Genomic DNA, 22,422 nt, shown 5'->3' on the forward strand with positions numbered 1-22,422 from the left:
TCGTGCCTCACCGTTCCGGTGACTTCGTCCCCGCCGGACTTCGCCCGGGCGCTTGGCCTCGCTTCGCTCGGCTTGTGGGCAGGTTGGCCCAATTCGTCGCTCACGAAGTGCGTGCGGTAAAGTTCACCGCTGTTGCGGGCGTATAGCTCAGCTTGGTTAGAGCGCTTCCCTGATAAGGAAGAGGTCCGAGGTTCAAGTCCTCGTACGCCCACTCAACGAGGAGGTCACATGAAGAAGATCATCACCCTGGGGCTCGCTGCCGCAGGCGTCTTCTGGGCCCTCGCGAAGTCGAAGGAGCAGAAGCCGGCCGACACCTGGGCGGCTGCCAGCGACAAGGTCTGACCCGGGACCAGCACCATCACGGGGCCGTGGCGCAATTGGTAGCGCACCTGCTTTGCAAGCAGGGGGTTAGGGGTTCGAGTCCCCTCGGCTCCACCAAAGATCAAGGCCCCCCACCCCGGTTTTGGGTGGGGGGCCTTGATCTTTGGTGATTCCACGCGAGCACTCGAGTCGGGCCCCATCAACCCGCCTGCGCCCTCGCGGCGAAGCCGCCCGCCACAGGTGTCAGGAAGGGATCCCCTCGGCTCGGATCCGGACCTCTAAGCCATCTGCGAGCCGTCCCCGAATGACCAAGAGGTTGCCAGAGGCATGAGGTCGCTGATGGGCACGCTTCGCACTCCTCCGTGGGTCGGAAGGATCACCCGAATCCCGGGGTAGTAGTCGAGCAGGATCTGCCGATCCCGACCGCACGGCCCGATAGGTCCTCGCCCGTGGTTTCCAACCGCCACGATGTGAGTTGCTCCCTTCGCCCCACCCGCGCGCGCGGCCCCGAGGGCCACAAGCTCAGCGCATGGTCCACCGGTGAAGTGGTAGAGATTCACGCCGACGAAGATGCGGCCGTCGTCGCTGCGGACCGCGGCACCCATGGTGTGGATGCCATCAGCGTCTGGTCCTGCGTCGGTGGTTGCCTCAATGGTCTGTCGGGCAGCCTCGACCAGCTCCTCTTCGCTTGAAGTCAAGGCACGAGCGGACACCGGCAGCGTGGACATGTCCGAACCATATCGGCCGGGTTCCAAGTGGTACGGCAACCAGAGGCCCGATAGCGTCATCGTGAATCAGCCCACACCTTGAGGGAGCCCCATGCCGCAGACCGTCCGTGGAGTCATTGCCCGTACGAAGGGTGCACCCGTCACCGTGGAGAACATCGTGGTGCCGGATCCGGGACCCGGCGAGGTCGTGGTCGACATCTCGGCTTGTGGTGTGTGCCACACCGATCTCCACTACCGCGAGGGTGGCATCAACGACGACTTCCCGTTCCTGCTGGGGCACGAGGCGGCGGGGGTCGTGGAGACGATCGGCGAGGGTGTCAGCGAGGTGGAGCCCGGCGACTTCGTGATCCTCAACTGGCGAGCCGTGTGCGGCCAGTGCCGGGCGTGCCTGCGGGGACGACCCTGGTACTGCTTCGACACCCACAATGCGACACAGAAGATGACGCTCGAGGACGGCACCGAGCTGTCACCGGCCCTGGGGATCGGTGCCTTCGCCGACAAGACCCTGGTCGCCGCGGGACAGTGCACCAAGGTCGACCCGTCCGCCTCGCCGGCGGCGGTGGGCCTGCTCGGGTGCGGCGTCATGGCCGGGTTGGGGGCGGCCATCAACACCGGCAACGTGCAGCGGGGCGATTCCGTCGCCGTGATCGGATGCGGCGGCGTCGGAAGCGCGGCGATCGCAGGCGCGCGATTGGCGGGCGCAGCCAAGATCATCGCGGTCGACCTCGATGACCGCAAGCTCGAGTGGGCCAAGGGCATGGGCGCCACCCATACGATCAATCCGAATGCCGGGGATGTGGTCGAGGCGATCCAGGCGCTCACCGACGGCAATGGCGCGGACGTCGTGATCGACGCGGTCGGTCGGCCCGAGACGTGGAAGCAGGCGTTCTACGGACGCGACCTCGCCGGCACTGTCGTGCTGGTCGGTGTGCCGACACCGGAGATGCGGCTCGAGATCCCACTGCTCGACGTGTTCGGGCGGGGCGGCTCACTCAAGTCGTCCTGGTATGGCGACTGCCTCCCGAGTCGCGACTTCCCGATGCTCGTCGACCTCTATCAGCAGGGCCGGCTCGATCTGGACGCCTTCGTCACCGAGACGATCGGGATCGAGGATGTCGAGGCGGCGTTCGACAAGATGCACGAGGGTGGAGTCCTGCGATCGGTGGTGACCCTGTGATGACCGCACGCGTCGACAAGATCGTGACCTCGGGACGGTTCGCCCTCGACGGCGGCAGCTGGGACGTCGACAACAATGTCTGGCTGATCGGCGACGACGCCGAGGTGCTCGTGATCGACGCGCCGCACGACAGTGATGCGATCCTGGCCGCGATCGGTGGGCGGACGGTCCTCGCGATCGTCCTGACCCACGGGCACAACGATCACATCAACGCGGCGGTCGAGCTCGGCCGCATGACCGGCGCGGCGGTGTGGTTCCCGCCGGCGGATCGGATGCTGTGGGACGTCGAGCACGACTCACCGCCGGACAAGGAGCTGCACACCGGTGCGACCTTCACGGTCGCCGGCACGGTCCTACGCGCCATCCCGACGCCGGGACACACTCCGGGCAGCATGTGCCTGTATGCCGAGGAGCTCGGCGCGGTCTTCACGGGCGACACGCTCTTCGCCGGGGGCCCGGGCGCGACCGGTCGTTCCTATTCGGACTTCGACACCATCATCGAGTCCATCCGCGAACGACTGCTGACGCTGCCCGATGAGACTGTCGTGCATACCGGCCACGGGGACGACACCACGATCGGGGCCGAGTCATCGCACGTCGACGAATGGACCAGGCCGGCGGCTTGAGGTGTTGAAGCTCAGCGCCGCCGCCACAGCACGAGCGCGACGATCGCCGCAACCCCCATTGCGGCAGCCAGGCCGAGCTTGCGCTTGTCGGACTCCTGGAACGACTCCTGCGCCCGCGTCTTGACGTCGAGCTTGGCGGCCAGGGCATCGACTGTCACACCCAGGTGCTCGCGGGTCTGGTCGATCTCCCGCTGCAGGTCCTCGCTCATGTGGAGGCTCCTTGGGTGCCGTGCTTGGCGGCCGCCACATCTGCCTTGACGCTCTCGACCCGGTCGTGCGGAGGCTCCGCCACCTTGCTGACCCGCACCTTGCCGATCAGGGCCGCGAGCCCGGCGACGACGAACAGCGCCGCCGCCACGATCAGCGCTGACAGCCACGGATCGAGTGTCTGGGCCAGCGCCAGGATCGCAGTCGCGATCAGGGCGCCGAGCCCACCGAGGGCCAAGGTGCCAGCGACGCCGAACATGCCGACTCCGACCCCGAGGCGCTTGCCGCTCTCGGCCAGATCCAGCTTGGCCAGCCGCAGCTCGTCGCGGATGAGCGTCGAGATGTCGTCTGTGGCCTGAGCGATGAGCTGGCCGGTCGACGCCTGTGAGGTCGGCGGCCGCCGGTCGGTCATGACGTGCCGTTGTGGCTGACGTCGGCCTTCGTCGGGCTGTAGGCGTCCGACGCGGGATCGGTGTCGCTGCCCTTGAGCTTGTCGCTGACCTTCGCCTTGGCGTCGCCAGCCACATCGGCAACCTTCGCGCCGACCTTGTTGCCGACGTCGGCACCGGTCTGCTTGGCCTGGGTCTGGACGTCATCGACCGCGCTCTGGACGGTGGGGTTGTTCCACGTCTTGGTCGCCTGCTGCTTGATCTGCTCGTACCGCTCACGTCCGGCGCGGGCCCCGAGGACATATCCGGCGGCACCGATCACGAGCACTGTCAGCTTCTTCATGTTGATCACTCCTTTTGATTCGGGTTACCCCGAAGTATCTCCGTCACACGCTGAGGGAGGGCCTCAGCTCGAGTGCTGGGGCTCGGATGGAGAGGAACCCATCGCCCAGCGTATGGCCCCGGTGATGGCGACTCCGCTCGTACGCACCGCGGTGGCTTCGGTCAGCGGCAGATAGGGCAGTCGCAAGGGCCAGCGGGTCCAACGCGGCATCATTGCCACGGCTGCGGCTGACAGCAGCCCGTAAGGTGCCCGCAGGGCCAAGGGCACCGGCGGGTGGACCAGGATGAATCGGGCCGCGCGGCGAGCTGCCGAAGTGGCCTCGAGCTCCGGCCGATAGCCGGCCAGCACCTCGTCGAGCTCGGTGACGGTCTCGGGGACATCGACGGCCCCGAGGGCTCGTGCGACGTGCGCAGCCTCGGCCACATACGCATCCCGACCGCCGGGGTCCAGCGGCTTGGCGCCGTAGCGGTCGTGCGCCCGCAGGAAGCTGTCGATCTCGGCGACGTGCACCCAACGGATCAGGTGGGGATCAGAAGCGACATAGGGCCGCCCGTCGGGAGCGGTTCCGCGCACGCGCTCGTGGACGGCTCGGACGACTGCCACGGCCCGGTCGGCATCCTCGATCGTGCCGAAGGTCGTCTCGGCGAGAAATGTGCTCGTCCGCTGGAGCCGGCCCCACGGGTCACCGCGAAAGCCCGAGTGCGCATCGACGGCGGCCATGGCGAGGGGATGCATCGACTGGAGCAGCAGTGCGCGGATCCCGCCCACGAACATCGAGGCATCGGAGTGCACGACGTGGATCGACGATCCGGGGGCGAAGCGCCGCGGACCCTCCGCGAGATGAATGCGGTCGCGGCGGGCCGGACCTTCATCGCCGGCGACGCGAGCGAAGATCGTCGCGCCGGCACGCTTGCGCACGGACTCGAGCGGGTTCATGGCTCGACCGTACGCTCGCTACGGGCGAGCGGCTCGTTCAGTTCGGCCGTCGACGGTCATCTCACACTGCCGTCAGGAGATGTCGGTGAGCATGTTCCCGCGCGTCTCGCGGCGGCGGCGCTGCTCGTCGGGATCCGGCACCGGGACCGCGGCGATGAGCCGTTTGGTGTAGTCCTCCTGCGGGTTGCCCAGCACCTGGTCGCGCGGCCCGATCTCGACGAGCTTGCCGTGCTGCATGACCGCAACGCGGTTGGCGAGGGTGTCGACGACCGCGAGATCGTGACTGATGAACAGGCAGGCGAACTGCAGTCGCTGCTGCAGCTCGGTGAACAGCTCGAGCACGCGTGCCTGAACCGACACATCGAGCGCCGAGGTGGGCTCGTCCGCGATCAGCAGGTCCGGGTCGAGCGACAGGGCGCGGGCCAGGCTGACCCGCTGGCGCTGGCCGCCGGACAGCTCGTGCGGGAACCGCTCGACATACGAGCCGCCGAGCTCGACGCTCTCGAGCAGCGACTTGACCTTGGCGTCGATCTGCTCCTGCTTCAGCTCGGTCTGGACGTGAAGCGGCTCAGCGATGCACTGACCGATCGACATGCGGGGGTTGAGCGAGGACGCCGGGTCCTGGAACACGAAGCCGAAGCGCGAGCGCAGTGGCCGCAGCTGGCGATCGGTCAGGCCCGAGACCTGGTTGCCCGACACGTTGATGGTGCCACTCGTCGGTTGCTGGAGACCCACGGTCGTACGCCCGATGGTCGACTTGCCCGATCCGGACTCACCGACCAGACCGAGGACCTCACCCTTGCGGACCTCGAGCGACACGTGGTCGACCGCGCGGAACGTCGGCTGACCGAAACCGCCGGCGAACTCCACCACGAGGTCGTCGACCTTGAGCACGAGCTCGTTGTCGTCGACCAGTCCGGGGCCGTTCGCCCGTCCCAGGTGCGGCACCGCATCGAGCAGCGCCCGCGTGTAGGGGTGCTCGGGGGCGGCGAAGAGCTGGCGCGCGGGCGCCTGCTCGACGATGTTGCCCCGATACATCACCACGACGCGATCGGCCATGTCGGCGACGACACCCATGTTGTGCGTGATCAGGACGATGGCGGTTCCGAGCCGGTCGCGCAGTGACAGCAGCAGCTCGAGGATCGCCGCCTGCACCGTGACGTCGAGTGCCGTGGTCGGTTCGTCGGCGATGATGACGTCGGGCTCACACGCGATCGCCATCGCGATGACGACGCGCTGCTTCTGACCGCCGGAGAGCTGGTGCGGGTAGTAGTCGACCCGATCCTCGGGATCGGGCATGCCGACGAGATCGAGCAGCTCGACCGCGCGCTTGCGGGCGTCCTTCTTGGAGATCTTCTTGTGGGCCTGGAGACCCTCGATGATCTGCCAGCCGACGGTGTAGACGGGGTTGAGTGCCGTCGAAGGCTCCTGGAACACCATCGAGACCTGGTCGCCGCGGATGGGACGCAGCGAGCGCGCCGACATGCCGAGAAGCTCACGGTCGCCCAGCGTTGCCGAGCCCGTGACCTCGGCGGTCGACGGCAACAGACCGAGCACGGCCCGTGAGCTGACCGACTTGCCGGAGCCGGACTCACCGACCACCGCCACGACCTCGCCGGGAGCGACGTCGAAGCTGATGCCGTTGACCGCATGGACCGGAGCGGCGTCGGTGCGGAAGGTGACGGCGAGGTTGGACAGCGACAGCGAAGCCACCCGCTTGGTGCCGGCTGATGTCCCTTCGCCGCGCTCGTGGGAGGACGGCTTCCCTGCGGGCCGGGCGGTGTCGCGGGCGGTGTCGCGGGCGGTGTCCGGGGGGGCCACGGCCTCTTCGAACTCGTGCTGGATCTCGGCCTCGTCGGCCTCGGCGTTGCTCCCGCTGCGCGTGCGGAGCAGCGGGTTGAGGATGTCGTTGAGGCTCTCACCGACCAACGTGGCACCGAGCACGATCAGCACGATCGCGACGCCCGGGAACGTGCCGGTCCACCAGATGCCGGATGAGGCATCCGGCAGCGCCTTGTTGAGGTCGTATCCCCATTCGGCTGCCGCCGTCGGCTCGATGCCGAAGCCGAGGAAGCCGAGACCGGCCAGCGTGAGGATCGCCTCGGAGGCGTTGAGCGTGCCGATGACCGGCAGTGACTGGGACACGTTGGAGAAGATGTGCTTCTTGAGGATGCGCGGCGTGCGTACGCCGACGACCTTGGCTGCATCGACGTAGGGCTCGGCCTTGACCGACAGCGTGGCGTTGCGGATGACGCGGTAGTACTGCGGCACGAACACGACCGTGATCGACAGGGCTGCCGCGATGATGCCGCCGACGGCACCGCTGCTGCCGCCCGACACGACGATCGAGACGACGATCGCGAGCAGCAGCGACGGGAAGGCATACAGCGCGTCCATCACGAGGACCAGGGCTCGATCGAGCCAGCCACCGAGATAGCCCGAGACCAGGCCGAGGGGCACGCCGATCACGGCGGACAGGGCTACCGCCAAGATGATGACCTCGACCGCGGTGCGCGTGCCATAGATGACTCGCGACAACACATCGGTGCCGCCGACGGTCGTGCCGAACAGGTGGTCGGCGGAGGGCGGCTGCTGGGTGCCGAACACGACACCGTTGGCGCGGTCGGCGTTGAAGTCGTAGGGCGCGAGCCACGGCGCGAAGATCGCGACGAAGACGAAGAAGACGACCAGGCTGAAGCCCAGCAGCAGCATGAAGCGCTGCAGGCCGTGCGACTGACGGACCACGGAGGGGACGAAGCGGCTCATGTCAGAACCTCACTCGGGGGTCGACGAACGCGATGATGACATCAATCAGGAAGCTCATGGCTCCCACGATCAGCGCGATGACGGTGACGATGCCCTGCACCGCGAGGAAGTCCCGCTTGATGAGGTACTCCGAGAGGCTGTAGCCGAGGCCCTTCCACTCGAATGTCGTCTCGGTGAGGATCGCGCCACCGAGCAACAGGGCGACCTGCATGCCCATCACCGTGACGACGGGGATCAAGGCGTTGCGGAAGGCGTGCTTGTTCAAGACCCGCCGCTCGGACACACCGCGGGCACGAGCGGCAGTCACGTAGTCCATCCGCATGGTCTGCAGGAGGTTGACCCGCACGAGCCGCAGGAACACGCCGCCGGTCAGCAGGCCGAGGGCGATGGCCGGGAGCAACGCGTGCTGCAGCACGTCGCCGATGATCGCCGGATCGCCCCACAGCAGCGCGTCCACGATCATGATGTTGGTGTGTGGGTTGACGTCCAGGAGGGTCAGCTCGTTGGAGACGTCGGCCCGTCCTGACGCAGGCCATCCGAACGGGCTGAACGCGAGCTTGAGCAGCAGTCCGACGAAGAACACCGGCGCCGCATAGACGAGGATCGCGAACAGTCGCAGCGCGACGTCGGGCGTACGGTCTCGGTAGCGTGCGGCGATGCGGCCGAGTGGGATGCCGACCGCGAACGCAACGAGCAGCGACCAGAACGCCAGCTCGAGCGTCGCGGCGCCGTTGGTGATCAGGATGTCCGAGACCTTGCGGTTGTCGGTCAGGGTCGTACCGAAGTCGCCGCGGAACAAGCCGCCGATGTACTCCCAGTACTGTGTCAGGATCGGGCGGTCGAGGCCTGCCTCAGCCTTGCGCTCGGCGATCTGCGCGGGAGTCAGGCGCCCGCCGAGGGCAGCCTGGATCGGATCACCGATGACCCGCATCATGACGAACACGAGTGTCACGAGCACCCAGATCATCGGGATCAGCAGAGCGAGGCGGACCAGCAGGTAGCGGGCCAGCGGACTCAACGGGCCACGCCGTCTGGACGGTGCTGTCCCGACGGGAGGGCCGCTGGGCGCGATCACTTCGGCGGTGGACATGGGATCCCTCTTCCTTGCTCAGCGGCGGTGCACGACAACATGCGGAAAGGGGGCGAGCCCGCCGTGGGCTCGCCCCCTTTCACGGAGTCACTTCGACAGTGACGTGAAGCGGAACTTGAACGACGGGTCCAAGGTCTTCTCGACACCCTTGACCTCGTCGGTCGCGATCGCGACCTGGGATCCGGTCAGCAACGGCAGGTAGGGGACCTGGTCGGCCAAGCGGTCCTGGATCTCCTTGAGCGTCGCGGTGCGTGACGCCTCGTCGGCATCCGTGCGCTCGTCGTCGAGGAGCTTGGACATCGTGGTGTCCTCGAAGTCCGTGCCCTCCTCGTTGTAGTGCGAGTTGGTGAAGTTGCCGCTCTTGTCCTTGCTGTAGGGCGACAGGAACGGCGACAGGTAGTTGTCAGCGTCCGGGAAGTCCGGGAACCACCCGAGCTGGAACACCGGGTAGGCGTCAGCCGGGTACTCCTCGGAGTAGGTGACCCACTCGGTCGACTGGAGGTCGACCTTGAACAGGCCGGTCGCGTCGAGCTGGCGCTTGACCGCGGCATACTCCTCGGCGGAGCTGGAGCCGTAGTGGTCCGGGTTGTACTGCAGCTTGATGTTGACCGGGGTCTTCACGCCGGCGTCATCGAGGATCTTCTTGGCAGCAGCCTTGTCCGGGGCCTCACCATAGGCCTCCTTGAACGCCTCGGTCGCGCCGACCTGTCCGTCCGGCACCATGGAGTAGGCCGGGGTGAACGTGTCCTTGTAGACCTGGCTCGCGAGCTCAGCGCGGTCGACCGACGAGGCCATCGCCTGACGGATCGCGAGCTTCTGCTCGGGGTCGTCACCGGGCATGGTCTTGAGGTTGAAGGTGATGTAGCGGAGCTCGCCACCGGCGCCGGTATGGACCGTCAGACCGTCGGCCTTCTCGAGATCGGCGATGTCGGTCGGGGTCAGCGACCGGTAGGCGACGTCGACGTCCTTGTTCTGGATGTCGAGCTTGAGGTTCTCCGGCTTGGCCTCGTACTTCATCGTGACCGTCTTGGTCTGGGCCTTGCCATACGTGCCGTCGTAGTCCGGGTTGGCCTTGAACTCCGCGAGCTGGTTCTTGGAGTACTTCGAGATCGTGTAGGGACCCGAGAAGCCGTTGGCCTTGACTGCAGCCTCGTCGTCCATGACCTTGTCGGCGGGATAGGTCTCCTCGTCGACGATCGGACCGGCCGACGTCACGAGGATCTGGGGGAACGTCTGGTCGTTGGGTGCGTTGAGCGTGAACGTCACGGTCTTGTCGTCAGTCGCCTCGACCGACTTCATCGCGCCGAGCAGCGACGCCGGGCCGTTGGGGTCCTCGATCTTGCCGATACGAGTGAACGAGAAGGCCACGTCGGATGCCGTCAGGTCGTTGCCGTTGGCAAACTTCAGGCCGTCCTTCATGGTGCAGACGTAGGTCGTCGGGGTGTCGAAGTCGCACTTCTCGGCAGCATCCGGCGTCAGCTCGGTGCTTCCGGCCGGGAAGTTCAGCAGGTACTGATAGACCTGCGTCTGGACGTTGAGCGAGCCGTTGTCATAAGAGCCGGCTGGGTCGATCGACACGACCTTGTCCGTGGTGCCCACGATGAGGCCAGAACCTGAGTCCCCACCTGAGTCCTTGCTTTGCCCACAGGACGCCAGCGTGATGCCAGCGAGCGTGGAGGCCGCGATGATCGCGGTTCCCCGACGGAAGTTCTTCATTGCTCTCCTACGGTCGAGCCGCTCACGACGTGGCGGCGAGTTGTCCACATGATGGGACTGAGCCTTTCCGCACGCTACACGCGCCCGCGGTGGCTGTGCCGACCTGCGAGATTGCATTTTGGTTACCGATGGCCTGGTCGGGCGGGCCGGGACCCGTGTCGTCGCCGAGGGTCGACCGTTAGTCTGGGGCCATGAGTCACAACCAGCATCTGTCCGAGTTCGACCCTGACATCGCTGCGCTCCTGGACGCCGAGCTGCACCGTCAGCAGTCGACGCTCGAGATGATCGCGTCGGAGAACTTCGCCCCTGTCGCCTCGCTGGAGGCGCAGGGCAGTGTGCTCACCAACAAGTACGCCGAGGGCTATCCGGGCAAGCGTTACTACGGCGGCTGTGAGTTCGTGGACCAGGTCGAGACGATCGCGATCGACCGGCTCAAGCAGCTCTTCGACGCGGCCTTCGTCAACGTGCAGCCGCATTCCGGTGCGACCGCCAACGCCGCCGCGCTGCACGCCATCGCGACCGCCGGTGACACGATCCTCGGACTCGACCTCGCCAACGGCGGCCACCTGACGCACGGCATGAAGCTCAACTTCTCCGGCAAGCTCTACAACCCCATCGCCTATCACGTCGTCCCCGAGACCGGCCTCGTCGACATGGACGAGGTCCGGTCCCTGGCCCACGAGCACAACCCCACCGTCATCATCGCCGGCTGGTCGGCATACCCCCGTCAGCTCGACTTCGCACTGTTCCGTGAGATCGCCGACGAGGTCGGTGCCAAGCTGTGGGTCGACATGGCGCACTTCGCCGGACTCGTCGCGGCTGGCCTGCACCCCAGCCCGCTGCCGCACGCGCACATCGTGACGACGACGACGCACAAGACCCTGGGCGGCCCACGCGGTGGTGCGATCCTCACCAATGACGAGGCCATCTCCAAGAAGATGCGCTCCGCGGTCTTCCCGGGTCAGCAGGGCGGTCCGCTCGAGCACGTCATCGCTGCCAAGGCCGTGGCCTTCAAGATGGCGCTGGAGCCGGAGTTCAAGGAGCGCCAGGAGCGTACGATCGAGGGCGCCAGGATCCTCGCGGAGCGCCTCATGGCCGCGGACACCCGGGCGGCGGGCGTCAACGTGCTGTCCGGTGGCACCGATGTGCACCTCGTCCTGGTCGACCTGCGGGAGTCCGAGCTCGACGGCCAGCAGGCCGAGGACCGGCTCGACTCCGTCGGCATCACGGTCAACCGCAACGCGGTGCCCAATGACCCGCGCCCGCCGATGGTGACATCCGGCCTGCGGATCGGCACGCCGGCGCTTGCGACCCGCGGATTCGGCGCCGGGGAGTTCACCGAGGTGGCTGACATCATCGCGTCCGCGTTGCTGCCCGGCGATGTCGACGTCGAAGGGCTCCGCAAGCGCGCGACGGTGCTCGCCGAGCGCTACCCGCTCTATCCGGACGTCGCGCCGTTCTCGGCGTGAGCGAGTGAACCGCGGAGCCCCCGCATCGGCGCGGCTCTGGCTGCGGCCCGGCCTCGTCGGACTCCACCTCTTCGCGATCGTCGCCGTGGCGTTCTGCGTCTTCATGGGGATGTGGCAGCTCGGGGCATACGACTCGCGTCAGGAGCATGAGCGGGCCGACAAGCAGGACGTTCCGCGGGTCGCGTTCGCCGGGCTGTGGGGCGAAGATGAGCCCTTCGAGGCTAGGCTCAACCATCGACCAGTCGCGGTGGAGGGCGAGTTCGCCTCGGCCACGGATCAGGTGTGGGTGACCGGCAAGCAGCAGGGCGGCCGCACGGGCGCGTGGTTGCTCGCGCCGCTGATCGTCGGCGGTGACCAGGCATTGTTGGTCGTACGCGGCTGGGCTCCGTCGGTGACCGAGTTCCCGCCGGTCCCCGCGGGGACCGTCACGGTCGCCGCCGTGCTCGAGCCTGGCGAGGCCATCGGGACGGCATTCGACACCGATCGCCGCGAGATCGGCTCGGTGCGCATCCCGGCGTTGACCAATGAGCTGCCCTATGACCTCTACTCCGGCTTCGCGATCAGCACGAGCACGGCCGTTGCTGGCGGCCTCGACCTCGTGCCACCGCCGAAGCCCGGTGACGTGTCGTGGACAGTTGGGCTGCGCAACCTCGCCTATGCGTTCCAGTGGTGGGTGTTCGGGGCCTTCGCGGCCTTCATGTGGTGGCGGATGTCGACCGAGAGCGTGGCCGCTGCGCGGCCGAAGGTAGCCTGACGCCGTGAAGAATCCTGCCGGTCCGCTCCGCCCCTACCAGGTCATCGCGACGGTCGTCGGGCTCAACCTGCTGTTCGTCGTCACCGCTGCGATCGCTCAGCGCACCACGGGTGACCAGTCGTGGTGGAACCGCAACGACGGCCTGATCACGGTGATCGACCAGGTGCACGGGGTCCTCTTCATGGCGCTGCTGGTGCTCATCGCGATCCTCGCCCAGCGCAACCGTTGGAAGCCCTGGTTCACGATCTCGACGATGCTGTTGGCCACGATCCCTCTCGTGAGCTTCTGGGCCGAGCGCCGAGCCACGCACGCGGTCAAGGCCGGTAGCCCTCACCCCGCCTGACGGTTTACCACGGTCCCTACGCAAACGCCGTCCGCCCGGGGGAGATTGTCCTCGGGCGGACGACGGTTGCCTAGGGAAGATGAACGGTTTGCCTAGGGACCGTGGTAAACCGCTAACGGTTAGCGGCCGTTGAAGGTCGCCTTGCCGGGGCCGTCGCGGAGGAATGACTCCATGCCGCCCTGCAGGTCCTCGGTGTCGAACAGCTCGGCGGCGATTGCCGTGACGTGTGCGTTGGCCTCGGGGACACCGCCGGCCTCGAAGTGACGCAGGATGTCCTTGGCCGCTCCGAACGCCTTGGTCGGCCCGGATGCGATGGCCTGGACGTATGCCAGCACCGCCTCGTCGAACTCCTCGACCGGGAGCACTCGGTTGACGACGTTCCACCGCTCCAGCGTGGCGGCATCGTAGAGATCGCCGGTGAAGACGAACTCCTTGGCACGACCCACTCCGGCGCGGGCCGCGAGCCGCTGCGTGCCGCCCATCGTCGGGGTCAACCCGATGACCCGCTCGACGAGTCCGAACTTCGCCTTGTCGGAGGCAAGGATGATGTCGCACGCCACCGCGACCTCGAAGGCCCAGGTCAGCGTCAACGCGTGCGCCGCGAAGATCGTCGGGAACGGCAGCGCGTCGATGCGATTGGGCAGCTCGAGCATGCGGTCGTAGAGCGCCAGGGTGTCGGCCTTGGTCTTCTGCTCGTGGAACTGCGAGACGTCGACTCCGCCGGAGACGACCTTGCCCTCGGCGCGGATCAGCAGCGCGCGGGGCGGGGCGGCCTCCACCTCGTCGAGGGCGCGGTCCAGATCGGCATGCATCTGGAGGGAGTAGAGATTGACCGGCGGCGCGCCGAACGTCAGCACAGCGATGTCCCCGTCAGTACGCTCGACCACTACCGGCATCAGCGGACCCCCGCCTGGGTGGGGTCGTAGGAGCCGCCCTTGTCGGCGACCGCGTTGCGGATCGCCACGGCGGCTCCGATGACGAGCGCGACGAGCACGAAGTTGCGGACGGGATGTCTCTTTTCGGACTTCGACATGCGGGTCACGATAGCGATCAGATCGGGCGCCATCACACCCGCCCGCCGACCGGCTGCGGTTGGCAAGTCATGAAAAGATGGTGGCAGCAACCCGAAAGGAATCCCCCTGTGGCTTCGCAGCTGATCGCGACCTTCAAGACGAACCACGGCGACATCGTCGTCGAACTCTTCCCCGACCACGCCCCCAAGACCGTCGAGAACTTCGTCGGCCTCGCCGAGGGCACCAAAGATTGGATCGACCCGGCCACCGGCCAGATCTCGAACAAGCCGTTCTATGACGGTCTTGGATTCCATCGGATCATCCCCAACTTCATGCTGCAGGGCGGCGACCCGCTGGGCACCGGCACGGGCGGCCCCGGCTACGAGTTCGAGGACGAGTTCCATCCCGATCTGCAGTTCAACCGGCCCCATCTGCTCGCGATGGCCAACGCCGGCCCGGGCACCAACGGCTCGCAGTTCTTCATCACGCTGATCCCGACCGACTGGCTCAACCGCAAGCACACGATCTTCGGTGAGGTCACCGACGCGGACAGCAAGGGAGTCGTGGATGCGATCGGCGGCACGGCGACGGACGGGTTTGATCGTCCGACCCGGCCGGTCATCATCGAGAAGCTGACGATCGAGCGACGCGAGGCGTGAATCTCCCGGCTTCGGACTATCGCTGCTACCGACACGCTGACCGCGAGGCCTACATCTCGTGCCAGCGCTGTGAGCGGCTGATCTGTCCGGAGTGCATGAACGACGCGTCGGTCGGGTTTCAGTGCCCGTCGTGCATCGCGGAGGGTGCCAAGTCCGTACGCCTGCCGCGGACGATCGCCGGTGGCAAGGTCTCGAGTCGCGAAGGCGTCGTCTCGATGGGCCTCATCGCGATCAACGGGATCGCCTTTGTCCTGACGCTCGCGACGGGAGGCACCGGCGGCTCGTTCTTCGAGGACGGTGCGCTGTGGCCGTACGGGGTCGCCGATGGCGACTACTGGCGACTGCTGACCTCGGCCTTCCTCCACGGTGGCGTGCTGCACCTGCTCTTCAACATGTATGCCCTGTTCCTCTTTGGCCCGTTTGTCGAGAAGGCCCTTGGCACGTGGCGATTCATCGCTGCCTATCTGACTGCGGCGATGGTCGGCTCGCTCTTCGTCTACTTCCTGGCGGATCCGCGAACCCTGACGATCGGTGCCTCGGGCGCCGTGTTCGGCCTCTTCGCGCTGGCGTTGGTGCTGCTGCTGAAGGCCAAGCAGGACGTTCGCAGCCTGTTGGTGCTCCTCGCCATCAATGCCTTGATCAGCACGCAGGGCAACATCAGCTGGGAGGGCCACCTCGGCGGGTTCGTCGGGGGGCTGATCCTCGGGCTGGTGTTCGCGTATGCCCCGCGCGACCGCCGCACCCTGGTGCAGGTGGTGGCCTTCTCAGCGATGTGGCTCGTCATGATCGGCGCGATCGTCCTGCGGACCGTCGAGCTAACTACACCGGTGTGATTATCAACAGCTGTGCACACAGGTGTGGATAACTACACCCATGTAGTTCGGGTCACTCCCACTTCATCGCGAAGCCGAAGGCGGCGACGATGAAGCCCATGCCGATCGCGAGATTCCAGTTGCCCAGGTCGCTGTACCACTGCAAGAACGACGGATAGTCGATGACCTGGTTGCTCACGGTGTAGAAGACCACGATCCAGACCAGGCCGATGATGCCGGAGGTCACCATCGCGGGACCGGCCCAGCGGTTGCCGATCATTTGAGGCTTCGGTGCCTGGGGGGTCTTGTCTTTCGCCACGACGTCTCCGGAGGGTTGCTGCGGCGCAGGCCGCGATCGGTGGGTGCTCTCCGATAGCCTAAGCCATCTACCGGGAGGAGTTCGGCGTGGCAAAGGCCGGAATGCACGCGCGGCAGCGTTGGCCGCTGGCCGTGCTCGGCATCTTCGGGTTCACCGGATTCCTGTTCGTTGCCGCAGCGGTCAGTGCTGATGGTGATGACCTCCGCCCGGCTGGTGGCGATCTCGCCTCGTTGCTTCAGGAGCGCGCCGACCGGATCGGTGAACGGCGGGCAGACGCTCGCGCCCTCCGCGCCGACATCGACCAGCGGTCGTCGCAGGTCTCGGGCGTCGAGCTCGACAAACTGCTTGATCGGGTCAAGGACCTGGAGGAGCCCAGTGGCTTCACCACCGTCGAGGGACCCGGCGTGCGAGTGACGCTGACCGACGCCCCGACAGCGACCGACCCGCCGGACGACACGGACCCCAACTTGCTCGTCGTGCACCAACAGGACATCCAGGCGTTCGTCAACGCGCTGTGGGCCGGTGGTGCAGAAGCCGTCACTCTGCAGGGACAGCGACTCATCGCGACTACCGGCATCAAGTGCGTGGGGTCGACCGTGGTCCTCGACGGCGTGCCCTACTCGCCGCCCTATGTCATCGAGGCGATCGGTGACGCTGCAGGCATGAACTCATCGCTGGCGTCGTCCCCTGAGACCGTGACCTACGCCGACTACGCCAAGCGGGACGGCCTGGGGCTCAAGATCGAGACAGCCGAGCAGCTGAAGGCCGAGGCCTACGCGGGCACGGTCAGCCTGCGCTACGCCGACGCGATGAGCTAGTCCGCCAGCAGGCCGTCGACATCGGCGCCGCCGTCGACGTCACCCGCGGCGTCAGCCCCCGGGTCGGGGTCTTCCTCACCCGGGTTGGCCGAGACCGTGAGGTCGATCGTCGTTCCGGGAGAGACCTTGGAGTTCTCGGTGCCTGCTTGTGAGATCACCTCGCCCTTCGGCTCTGCGGCCGCTGGGTCGTCGGTGACTTCGGACTTCAGGCCGGCCTCGTCGAGTACGTCCCGGGCGTCCTTGACCGACATGCCGAGCACATTGGGGACCGTCACCTGACCCTTCGACACGATCAAGTCGACCGTGGAGCCGACGTCGACCTGATCGCCGGGCGGAGGGTTGCTGTTGATGACCTGGTTGCGAGGCTCGTCGCTGTCCTGCAGGACCTTCTTGACCTTGAGGTCCTTGCTCTCCAGGTTGGACTTGGCCTCACCGAAGGAGAGCCCCTGCAGATCAGGAATCGTCACCTGCTCGGGGCCCGCGCTGACGATCAACGTGATGGTGCTGCCCTCGTCGATCGACTCGCCGGCCGGTGGGTCGGTCTCGATGACCAGGTCCTTGTCGACATCGGCGCTGGACTCCTGCTGGGTCTCCGAGCTGACGACGAACCCCTGTTGCTCAAGGACCCGGGTCGCTGCGCCGACCTCCTTGCCGGAGACATCCTCGATCGTCACCTGCTTGGTCTCCGGAGGGGCCTCGGTCGCCTTGTAGATCCCGAAGGCGAGAGCGGCCAGCAGCAGCACCGCGATGATGCCGGCCAACCACCACATGGCGCGGTTGCCCGATTCGTCTTCATCCTCGCCCGGATCGGGCTCATCGCGGCGTGTGCCACCGGCGACCGGCAGGATCGGAGCCGCTGCGGCAACGGCGGTGCCACCGACGACCGCCGTGGCAGCAGTCGGCGCGTCGACCCCGAGGCCGGCGAGGATGCGCTCGATGTCCTTACGCATGTCGGCCGCGCTCTGATAGCGGTCCTCGACCCGTTTGGCGAGCGACTTGGCAACCAGGTTGTCGATGGCGTCGCTGACGTCGGGGTTGAGCTGCGAAGGAGGCCGGGCCTCTTCGCGTACGTGTTGGTAGGCCACCGAGACCGGGCTGTCCCCGACGAAGGGCGGCCGACCCGTGAGCAGCTCGTAGAGCAGGCAACCGGTCGAGTAGATGTCGCTGCGGGCATCGACGGTCTCGCCGCGTGCCTGCTCCGGCGAGAGGTATTGGGCCGTCCCGATGACCGCGGCCGTCTGCGTCATGGCCGACGAGGTGTCCGCAATCGCACGGGCGATGCCGAAGTCCATGACCTTGACCTGGCCCGACGGGGTCAGCATGACGTTGGCAGGCTTGATGTCGCGGTGGATGATGCCGGAGCGGTGACTGTAGTCCAGGGCGCTCAGCACATCGGCGGTGATCGAGAGGGCCCGCTCGGGCAGGATCTTGCGGCCGTTCTCGGCGCCGCGCAGGATGTCACGGAGGGTCTGGCCCTCGACGTACTCCATCACGATGTAGGGCACGTGGCTGCCGTGCTTGTCGATCGAGTCACCGGTGTCATAGACGGCGACGATCGAGGGGTGATTGAGTGCTGCGGACGACTGGGCCTCGCGGCGGAAGCGGGCCTGGAACGTGTCGTCGGCCGACAGGTCACCGCGCAGCTGCTTGACCGCCACCGTGCGGCCGAGGCGAAGGTCGCGGCCGACACGCACATCGGCCATGCCGCCACGTCCGAGCAGGCCACCGAGCTCGTAGCGGTCGCCCAGGCGGATGGTCTCGTCGCCGGATTCGGTCATGATGTCAGTCTCCCAGACTCGGTGGTGCAGTTCATTTGCCCAGCACGGCTTCCATGACGGAGCGTGCGATGGGTCCGGCCAGACGTCCGCCGGCAATCTCGTCTCGTGCCGTGTCGCTCGACTCGACCAGCACCGCGACCGCGACCTTGGGGTCATCCGCGGGGGCGAATGACACGAACCAGGCGTAGGGGGGTCGGTCCGGAGTCGACTGTGCTGTGCCGGTCTTGGCCCCGACATCGACGCCGGCGATCTGTGCCGAGGTCGCAGTTCCCTGCGTCACGGTGCTGACCATCATCTCGCGGAGCTTGGCGGAGTTGGAGGCGCTCATCGCTTGGCTGAAGCGCTCGGACTGGGCCTGCTCGAGCACCCGCAGGTTGGGCGAGCGGACGGTCTTGACGACGTACGGCTTCATGACGTCGCCGTCGTTGGCGATGCCCGATGCGACCATCGCCATCTGCAGGGGGGTCGAGGCGACCTCGAACTGGCCGATGCCCGACTGCGCGAGCTGTGGTGCCTCGAGGTCTCCTTCGCCGGCGGTGTAGCGGCTCGGATTGGCGGCCAGCCCCTCGATCGGGTCGGTTCCGAAACCGAACTTGGCGGCCTGGTCGTTGAGCTTTTCCTGTCCGATCTTGCCGGCGAGCGCTCCGAAGGCGACATTGCACGAGACGTTGAGTGCTCGCTCGAAGGTGATGCGGTCGCCACCGCAGTTGCCGCCATTCTCGTTGGGCAGGGAGTACTGGATGCCGGGGAAGGTCAGGCGCGCACCGGCCTTGATCCGGTCGTCGATGTCATCGACGACGCCGTTCTCGAGCGCCGCGGCGGCCGTGACGAGCTTGAACGTCGAACCGGGCGGGAGGGTCTGCTGGGTTGTCCGGTTGATCAGCGGCTGATCCTTGTCGGCGCTGTATGCCTGATAGGCCTTCTGCACGGCGGCGAAGTCGTGGCTCGCCAGCCGGTTGGGGTTGTATGACGGCTGGCTCACCATCGCCTGGACGGCACCGGACTGCGGGTCCATCGCGACGACAGCGCCCTTGGTGTCCTTGCCGAGCCGCTCGAGCCCTTCGGCCGCGGCCTTCTGTGCGAGCGGGTCGATCGTCAGCTCGACACTGCCGCCCTTGGGTCGTTTGTTGGCCACCAGGTCGACGACCCGGTTGACGAACAGGCGGTTGTCGCTGCCGGACAAGACGCTGTTCTGCGTGTTCTCCAGTGCGGTGGGGCCGTAGATGTAGGAGAACGAGCCGGTCAGCGAGGCGTAGAGGCTGCCTTCGGGATAGCGCCGCTGGTACTTGTACTCGTCCTTGACCTTGACGCTTTCCGCGACGGGTTTGGCATCGACGAGGATCGCTCCGCGGTCGCGGGAGAACTGCTCGTCGATGACCCGGCGGTTGCCGTTCTTGGCGTTGAGGCCGTCGGCCTGAAAGACCTGCACGAAGTTGATGTTGACCAGCAGGGCAAAGAAGAGAACGAGGCAGGCGATGGCGATGTTGCGGATGGGGCGGTTCACGGCCGCTTCACCACCTGGGTCTCCTCGTCGCTCTCGAACGTGGAGATCTCGGGAGCGGGGCGGCGGGTCTGGTCGCTGATGCGCAGGAGCAGGCCGATGATCGCCCAGTTCATCACGACGGACGAGCCCCCCTGGGCCATGAACGGGGTCGTGAGGCCGGTCAGCGGGATGAGTCGGGTCACGCCGCCGACCACGACGAACACCTGAAGTGCGAAGGAGAACGCGAGACCCGCAGCGAGCAGCTTGCCGAAGGCGTCTCGACACGTCAGCGCGATGCGGAGTCCCCGCTCGGCGATGAGCCCGTAGATCACCAGGATCGCCATGAGCCCGGTCAGCCCGAGCTCCTCGCCCATCGACACTGCGATGAAGTCGGAGAACGAGTAGGGCGTCAGCTGAGGGCTGCCCTGCCCCAGGCCCTTGCCGAGGACGCCCCCGTGGGCCAGGCCGAACAAGCCGTTGATGATCTGGCCGTTCTGGTCGGGGTCCGCGAACGGGTCGAGCCAGGCGTCGAAGCGCACGCGGACGTGGCCGAAGGCGGCGTAGCCGAAGTAGGCGCCGGCACCGAACAGGCCCGCACCGACGACCAGCCAGCCCGGGCGCTCGGTCGCAACGTAGAGCATCACGACGAACAGGCCGAAGAACAGCAGCGACGACCCGAGGTCACGCTGGAAGACCAGGATGCCGACGCTGATCAGCCAACCGGCGAGGATCGGGCCGAGATCGCGGCCGCGGGGCAGGTCGATGCCGAGGAACCGGCGCCCGGCCAGGGCCAGGGCGTCGCGCTTGACCACGAGATAGCCCGCGAAGAAGATCGCCAGGCACACCTTGGCGGCCTCGCCGGGCTGGAAGCTGAAGCCGAGGAAGACGACCCAGATACGGGCGCCGTTGATGGTCTGTCCGAGGCCCGGTATCAGCGGGAGGATCAGCAGGCCGATGGCCACGAAGCCGAAGGTGTAGGTCAGGCTCTGCAGTCGGCGGTGGTCACGCACCAGCATCAGGATCGCGGCGAACGCGGCGACGCCGACCGCGGTCCATACGAGCTGGGAGTTGGCGAACGCCGCACGTTCGGGGTCGATCTGCTGTCGCCCGAGGTCGAGGCGATAGATCATGGCGAGGCCGAGCCCGTTGAGGGCGATGACCAGCGGCAGGAGGACCGGGTCGGCGTAGGGCGCGACCTTGCGCACGATCAGGTGGGTCGCGATCGCGACGACGATCAGCGCGCCACCGAGCTTGTAGGTGTCGGCCGGGATCGTGCCCTCGGCACCGAGACCGACCGACGCGTAGGCGGCGATGCCGATGAAGACCGCGAGCACGGTCAGGAGGAACTCGGCCCCGCGCCGCTTGCGGGGAACCCAGGCTGGGGTGGTCATGGACGCCACAGCGCGTTGCTCGCCGTCGACGTCTTGGTCGGGGTCGGCTTCTTGGTGGGCGTCGGGGTCGGTGTGGGCTTGATCGCGAACTGGTCAAGCTCGTCGACGGTCTCCAGCGCATCGGCCTTGCTGGTTGCCTCGATGCCGGCCTCGACCTGCTGGCGGCGGAAGTCCGGCAGGGTGTCGAGCTCAAGATCTGTCATCTGCTCGACATGCTGGAGCGTGATGCCGGGGATGTCCGCTTGCACACCCTTGAAGATCGCGACCTTGCCGTCTTGGGCCGCCACGAAGTATTGCTTCTGCGACCAGCTGTAGGCCCAGGCGCCGCCGGCTGCCAGGATCATGACGAGGACGGCGACCACGGCTGCCCAACGGAGCCAACGCAGGCGGCTGGGCGGGCGCGGCGCGTAGCGCAGCTCCTCGGGGTCGTACGTCGACGAGGACATCGCCGGGTCGCTGCCACTCGCGCCGTCGCCCGTGCGGGGCCGGGCCTGGCTGGCGGCCGCTCCGACGAGCTGTGGCTGTCCGTCGGCCGACGACAGGTTGTCGTCCGGTTCGGTCCCTTGCTCGACGAATTCCGCGATGACCACCGTGACGTTGTCATAGCCGCCGGCCTCGAGCGCGAGGCGTACGAGCTCGGTCGCCGCCAGGTCGATCGTCTCGGACGTCATGGAGCTGCGGATGATGTCGTCGGGCACCATGTCGGTGAGCCCGTCGCTGCAGAGCAGATAGCGGTCGCCGAGCATCGGCTGGAGCCAGTTGAGATCGGCAGCGTTGTCATCACGCCCGAGCATCGCGCGCAGCAGGAGCGACCGGTGCGGGTGCACCCGGGCCTCGGCCGGAGAGATCTTGCCCTCGTCGACGAGGCTCTGCACGAAGGTGTGGTCCGTGCTGATCTGCTTGAGCTCGCCGGCCCGCAGCCGGTATGCCCGGGAGTCACCGAGATGGGCGACGGCGAACTTCTCGCCGTCCCACAGCATCGCCTCGAGGGTCGTTCCCATGCCCTCGACCGCTGGGTCGGCGGCGATGAGCTCACCGAGCCGGGCGTTGGCCCTGGTCACGGAGTCCTCGAGTGCGGACAGCGCATCGACGTCGAGATCGCGATCCAGCTGGCGGATGATGTGCATCGCCTCGGAGGAGGCCAGGTCGCCGGCGGCGGCGCCACCCATCCCGTCGGCGATCACCAGCAGCCGGTCGCTGGCATAGCCGGAGTCCTGGTTGGCTGAGCGGCGCAGACCGGTGTCGGTCAGCGCGACGTAGCGATAGGTCAGGGCAGTCATGGGG

23 protein-coding genes and 2 tRNA genes are annotated in these 22,422 nt (G+C 67.0%); 11 read left to right on the forward strand and 14 right to left on the reverse strand.

Annotated features, from left to right (window positions below):
• Positions 1 to 136 precede the first annotated feature (136 nt).
• From WKF39_RS07760 to WKF39_RS07780, 5 genes are all read left to right on the forward strand, one after another.
• A tRNA-Ile gene (locus WKF39_RS07760) sits at positions 137 to 211 on the forward strand.
• Positions 212 to 362: 151 nt separating this feature from the next.
• A tRNA-Ala gene (locus tag WKF39_RS07765) sits at positions 363 to 438 on the forward strand.
• A gap of 332 nt (positions 439 to 770) precedes the next feature.
• Positions 771 to 1,013, forward strand: coding sequence for a hypothetical protein (locus WKF39_RS07770; RefSeq protein WP_340387048.1), 243 nt, complete (start codon positions 771 to 773; stop codon positions 1,011 to 1,013).
• A gap of 127 nt (positions 1,014 to 1,140) precedes the next feature.
• Entirely contained in the window at positions 1,141 to 2,226 is a 1,086-nt protein-coding gene (locus WKF39_RS07775) for an S-(hydroxymethyl)mycothiol dehydrogenase (RefSeq protein ID WP_340387050.1), read from the forward strand.
• Positions 2,226 to 2,852 (forward strand): MBL fold metallo-hydrolase, encoded by a 627-nt coding sequence (locus tag WKF39_RS07780; RefSeq protein ID WP_340387052.1) that lies wholly within the window; start codon positions 2,226 to 2,228, stop codon positions 2,850 to 2,852. Before WKF39_RS07775 ends, WKF39_RS07780 begins: the two co-directional genes overlap by 1 nt.
• An 11-nt stretch (positions 2,853 to 2,863) precedes the next feature.
• Here the strand turns inward: WKF39_RS07780 and WKF39_RS07785 are convergent, their stop codons facing one another.
• The 7 genes from WKF39_RS07785 to WKF39_RS07815 all read right to left on the reverse strand — a co-directional run bounded on the left by WKF39_RS07785 (position 2,864) and on the right by WKF39_RS07815 (position 10,299).
• The gene (locus WKF39_RS07785; protein WP_340387054.1) at positions 2,864 to 3,061 is read right to left on the reverse strand and encodes a DUF3618 domain-containing protein; all 198 of its coding nucleotides are present in this window, start codon (positions 3,059 to 3,061) and stop codon (positions 2,864 to 2,866) included.
• The gene (locus WKF39_RS07790; RefSeq protein ID WP_340387056.1) at positions 3,058 to 3,471 is read right to left on the reverse strand and encodes a phage holin family protein; all 414 of its coding nucleotides are present in this window, start codon (positions 3,469 to 3,471) and stop codon (positions 3,058 to 3,060) included. Before WKF39_RS07790 ends, WKF39_RS07785 begins: the two co-directional genes overlap by 4 nt.
• Complete coding sequence (locus WKF39_RS07795) at positions 3,468 to 3,791, reverse strand: hypothetical protein (RefSeq protein WP_340387058.1); 324 nt, start codon at positions 3,789 to 3,791, stop codon at positions 3,468 to 3,470. Before WKF39_RS07795 ends, WKF39_RS07790 begins: the two co-directional genes overlap by 4 nt.
• A gap of 63 nt (positions 3,792 to 3,854) precedes the next feature.
• Positions 3,855 to 4,727: an oxygenase MpaB family protein gene (locus WKF39_RS07800; RefSeq protein WP_340387060.1), complete on the reverse strand. Its 873-nt coding sequence runs from the start codon at positions 4,725 to 4,727 to the stop codon at positions 3,855 to 3,857.
• 72 nt (positions 4,728 to 4,799) lie between these two features.
• Positions 4,800 to 7,493 (reverse strand): dipeptide ABC transporter ATP-binding protein, encoded by a 2,694-nt coding sequence (locus tag WKF39_RS07805; RefSeq protein WP_340387062.1) that lies wholly within the window; start codon positions 7,491 to 7,493, stop codon positions 4,800 to 4,802.
• Between the two features lies 1 nt (position 7,494).
• Positions 7,495 to 8,583, reverse strand: coding sequence for an ABC transporter permease (locus WKF39_RS07810; protein ID WP_340387064.1), 1,089 nt, complete (start codon positions 8,581 to 8,583; stop codon positions 7,495 to 7,497).
• Positions 8,584 to 8,670: 87 nt separating this feature from the next.
• Positions 8,671 to 10,299, reverse strand: coding sequence for an ABC transporter substrate-binding protein (locus WKF39_RS07815; protein ID WP_340387066.1), 1,629 nt, complete (start codon positions 10,297 to 10,299; stop codon positions 8,671 to 8,673).
• Between the two features lie 191 nt (positions 10,300 to 10,490).
• On the opposite strand from WKF39_RS07815, the gene glyA reads away from it, so the two are divergent.
• From glyA to WKF39_RS07830, 3 genes are read left to right on the forward strand one after another with little or no spacing between them, the layout of a single operon-like run.
• Complete coding sequence (gene glyA, locus WKF39_RS07820; protein WP_340387067.1) at positions 10,491 to 11,768, forward strand: serine hydroxymethyltransferase; 1,278 nt, start codon at positions 10,491 to 10,493, stop codon at positions 11,766 to 11,768.
• 4 nt (positions 11,769 to 11,772) lie between these two features.
• Positions 11,773 to 12,522 (forward strand): SURF1 family protein, encoded by a 750-nt coding sequence (locus tag WKF39_RS07825; protein ID WP_340387069.1) that lies wholly within the window; start codon positions 11,773 to 11,775, stop codon positions 12,520 to 12,522.
• A gap of 4 nt (positions 12,523 to 12,526) precedes the next feature.
• Positions 12,527 to 12,865: a DUF3817 domain-containing protein gene (locus WKF39_RS07830; protein WP_340387071.1), complete on the forward strand. Its 339-nt coding sequence runs from the start codon at positions 12,527 to 12,529 to the stop codon at positions 12,863 to 12,865.
• Positions 12,866 to 12,984: 119 nt separating this feature from the next.
• Here WKF39_RS07830 and WKF39_RS07835 read toward each other — a convergent pair whose 3' ends face one another.
• Positions 12,985 to 13,761, reverse strand: a complete 777-nt coding sequence (locus tag WKF39_RS07835; protein WP_340387072.1) for an enoyl-CoA hydratase/isomerase family protein — start codon at positions 13,759 to 13,761, stop codon at positions 12,985 to 12,987.
• The gene (locus tag WKF39_RS07840) at positions 13,761 to 13,898 is read right to left on the reverse strand and encodes a hypothetical protein (protein WP_340387074.1); all 138 of its coding nucleotides are present in this window, start codon (positions 13,896 to 13,898) and stop codon (positions 13,761 to 13,763) included. Before WKF39_RS07840 ends, WKF39_RS07835 begins: the two co-directional genes overlap by 1 nt.
• Before the next feature lie 108 nt (positions 13,899 to 14,006).
• Between WKF39_RS07840 and WKF39_RS07845 the strand changes: the two genes are divergently transcribed.
• Positions 14,007 to 14,537, forward strand: coding sequence for a peptidylprolyl isomerase (locus WKF39_RS07845; protein WP_340387076.1), 531 nt, complete (start codon positions 14,007 to 14,009; stop codon positions 14,535 to 14,537).
• On the forward strand, positions 14,534 to 15,370 hold the full coding sequence (locus WKF39_RS07850) for a rhomboid family intramembrane serine protease (protein WP_340387078.1): 837 nt from the start codon (positions 14,534 to 14,536) through the stop codon (positions 15,368 to 15,370). The genes WKF39_RS07845 and WKF39_RS07850 overlap by 4 nt, the downstream gene beginning before the upstream one ends.
• A gap of 52 nt (positions 15,371 to 15,422) precedes the next feature.
• On the opposite strand, the gene WKF39_RS07855 is transcribed toward WKF39_RS07850, so the two are convergent.
• The gene (locus WKF39_RS07855) at positions 15,423 to 15,761 is read right to left on the reverse strand and encodes a cell division protein CrgA (RefSeq protein WP_340387080.1); all 339 of its coding nucleotides are present in this window, start codon (positions 15,759 to 15,761) and stop codon (positions 15,423 to 15,425) included.
• On the opposite strand from WKF39_RS07855, the gene WKF39_RS07860 reads away from it, so the two are divergent.
• Positions 15,755 to 16,486, forward strand: a complete 732-nt coding sequence (locus tag WKF39_RS07860; protein ID WP_340387082.1) for a DUF881 domain-containing protein — start codon at positions 15,755 to 15,757, stop codon at positions 16,484 to 16,486. The two genes, WKF39_RS07855 and WKF39_RS07860, sit on opposite strands and share 7 nt — an antisense overlap.
• Here the strand turns inward: WKF39_RS07860 and pknB are convergent.
• Genes pknB through WKF39_RS07880 form a run of 4 tightly spaced genes read right to left on the reverse strand, consistent with a single transcriptional unit; the run spans position 16,483 to position 22,418 of the window.
• Positions 16,483 to 18,264, reverse strand: coding sequence for a Stk1 family PASTA domain-containing Ser/Thr kinase (gene pknB, locus WKF39_RS07865; RefSeq protein ID WP_340387084.1), 1,782 nt, complete (start codon positions 18,262 to 18,264; stop codon positions 16,483 to 16,485). The genes WKF39_RS07860 and pknB overlap by 4 nt on opposite strands.
• A gap of 31 nt (positions 18,265 to 18,295) precedes the next feature.
• Positions 18,296 to 19,768, reverse strand: a complete 1,473-nt coding sequence (locus WKF39_RS07870; RefSeq protein ID WP_340387086.1) for a penicillin-binding protein 2 — start codon at positions 19,766 to 19,768, stop codon at positions 18,296 to 18,298.
• Positions 19,765 to 21,138 carry an FtsW/RodA/SpoVE family cell cycle protein gene (locus WKF39_RS07875; RefSeq protein ID WP_340387088.1) on the reverse strand — a complete coding sequence of 458 codons (1,374 nt, stop codon included), beginning with the start codon at positions 21,136 to 21,138 and terminating at the stop codon, positions 19,765 to 19,767. Before WKF39_RS07875 ends, WKF39_RS07870 begins: the two co-directional genes overlap by 4 nt.
• A complete protein-coding gene (locus tag WKF39_RS07880) occupies positions 21,135 to 22,418 on the reverse strand; it encodes a BofC C-terminal domain-containing protein (protein WP_340387090.1) in 1,284 nt (427 codons plus the stop codon). The genes WKF39_RS07875 and WKF39_RS07880 overlap by 4 nt, the downstream gene beginning before the upstream one ends.
• Positions 22,419 to 22,422 lie beyond the last annotated feature (4 nt).

Origin of the sequence: Aeromicrobium sp., assembly GCF_037719875.1 — a bacterium.
Taxonomy (GTDB): Bacteria; Actinomycetota; Actinomycetes; order Propionibacteriales; family Nocardioidaceae; genus Aeromicrobium.

What these genes read in the sequence shown, in the direction of transcription:
- WKF39_RS07775 (WP_340387050.1), top strand. Translation starts at nt 1,141, where the DNA reads ATGCCGCAGACCGTCCGTGGAGTCATTGCCCGTACGAAGGGTGCACCC.
- WKF39_RS07805 (WP_340387062.1), bottom strand. Translation starts at nt 7,493, where the DNA reads ATGAGCCGCTTCGTCCCCTCCGTGGTCCGTCAGTCGCACGGCCTGCAG.
- WKF39_RS07835 (WP_340387072.1), bottom strand. Translation starts at nt 13,761, where the DNA reads ATGCCGGTAGTGGTCGAGCGTACTGACGGGGACATCGCTGTGCTGACG.
- WKF39_RS07800 (WP_340387060.1), bottom strand. Translation starts at nt 4,727, where the DNA reads ATGAACCCGCTCGAGTCCGTGCGCAAGCGTGCCGGCGCGACGATCTTC.
- WKF39_RS07880 (WP_340387090.1), bottom strand. Translation starts at nt 22,418, where the DNA reads ATGACTGCCCTGACCTATCGCTACGTCGCGCTGACCGACACCGGTCTG.
- WKF39_RS07785 (WP_340387054.1), bottom strand. Translation starts at nt 3,061, where the DNA reads ATGAGCGAGGACCTGCAGCGGGAGATCGACCAGACCCGCGAGCACCTG.
- WKF39_RS07840 (WP_340387074.1), bottom strand. Translation starts at nt 13,898, where the DNA reads ATGTCGAAGTCCGAAAAGAGACATCCCGTCCGCAACTTCGTGCTCGTC.
- WKF39_RS07780 (WP_340387052.1), top strand. Translation starts at nt 2,226, where the DNA reads ATGACCGCACGCGTCGACAAGATCGTGACCTCGGGACGGTTCGCCCTC.
- pknB (WP_340387084.1), bottom strand. Translation starts at nt 18,264, where the DNA reads ATGACCGAATCCGGCGACGAGACCATCCGCCTGGGCGACCGCTACGAG.
- glyA (WP_340387067.1), top strand. Translation starts at nt 10,491, where the DNA reads ATGAGTCACAACCAGCATCTGTCCGAGTTCGACCCTGACATCGCTGCG.
- WKF39_RS07875 (WP_340387088.1), bottom strand. Translation starts at nt 21,138, where the DNA reads ATGACCACCCCAGCCTGGGTTCCCCGCAAGCGGCGCGGGGCCGAGTTC.
- WKF39_RS07815 (WP_340387066.1), bottom strand. Translation starts at nt 10,299, where the DNA reads ATGAAGAACTTCCGTCGGGGAACCGCGATCATCGCGGCCTCCACGCTC.
- WKF39_RS07790 (WP_340387056.1), bottom strand. Translation starts at nt 3,471, where the DNA reads ATGACCGACCGGCGGCCGCCGACCTCACAGGCGTCGACCGGCCAGCTC.
- WKF39_RS07795 (WP_340387058.1), bottom strand. Translation starts at nt 3,791, where the DNA reads ATGAAGAAGCTGACAGTGCTCGTGATCGGTGCCGCCGGATATGTCCTC.
- WKF39_RS07810 (WP_340387064.1), bottom strand. Translation starts at nt 8,583, where the DNA reads ATGTCCACCGCCGAAGTGATCGCGCCCAGCGGCCCTCCCGTCGGGACA.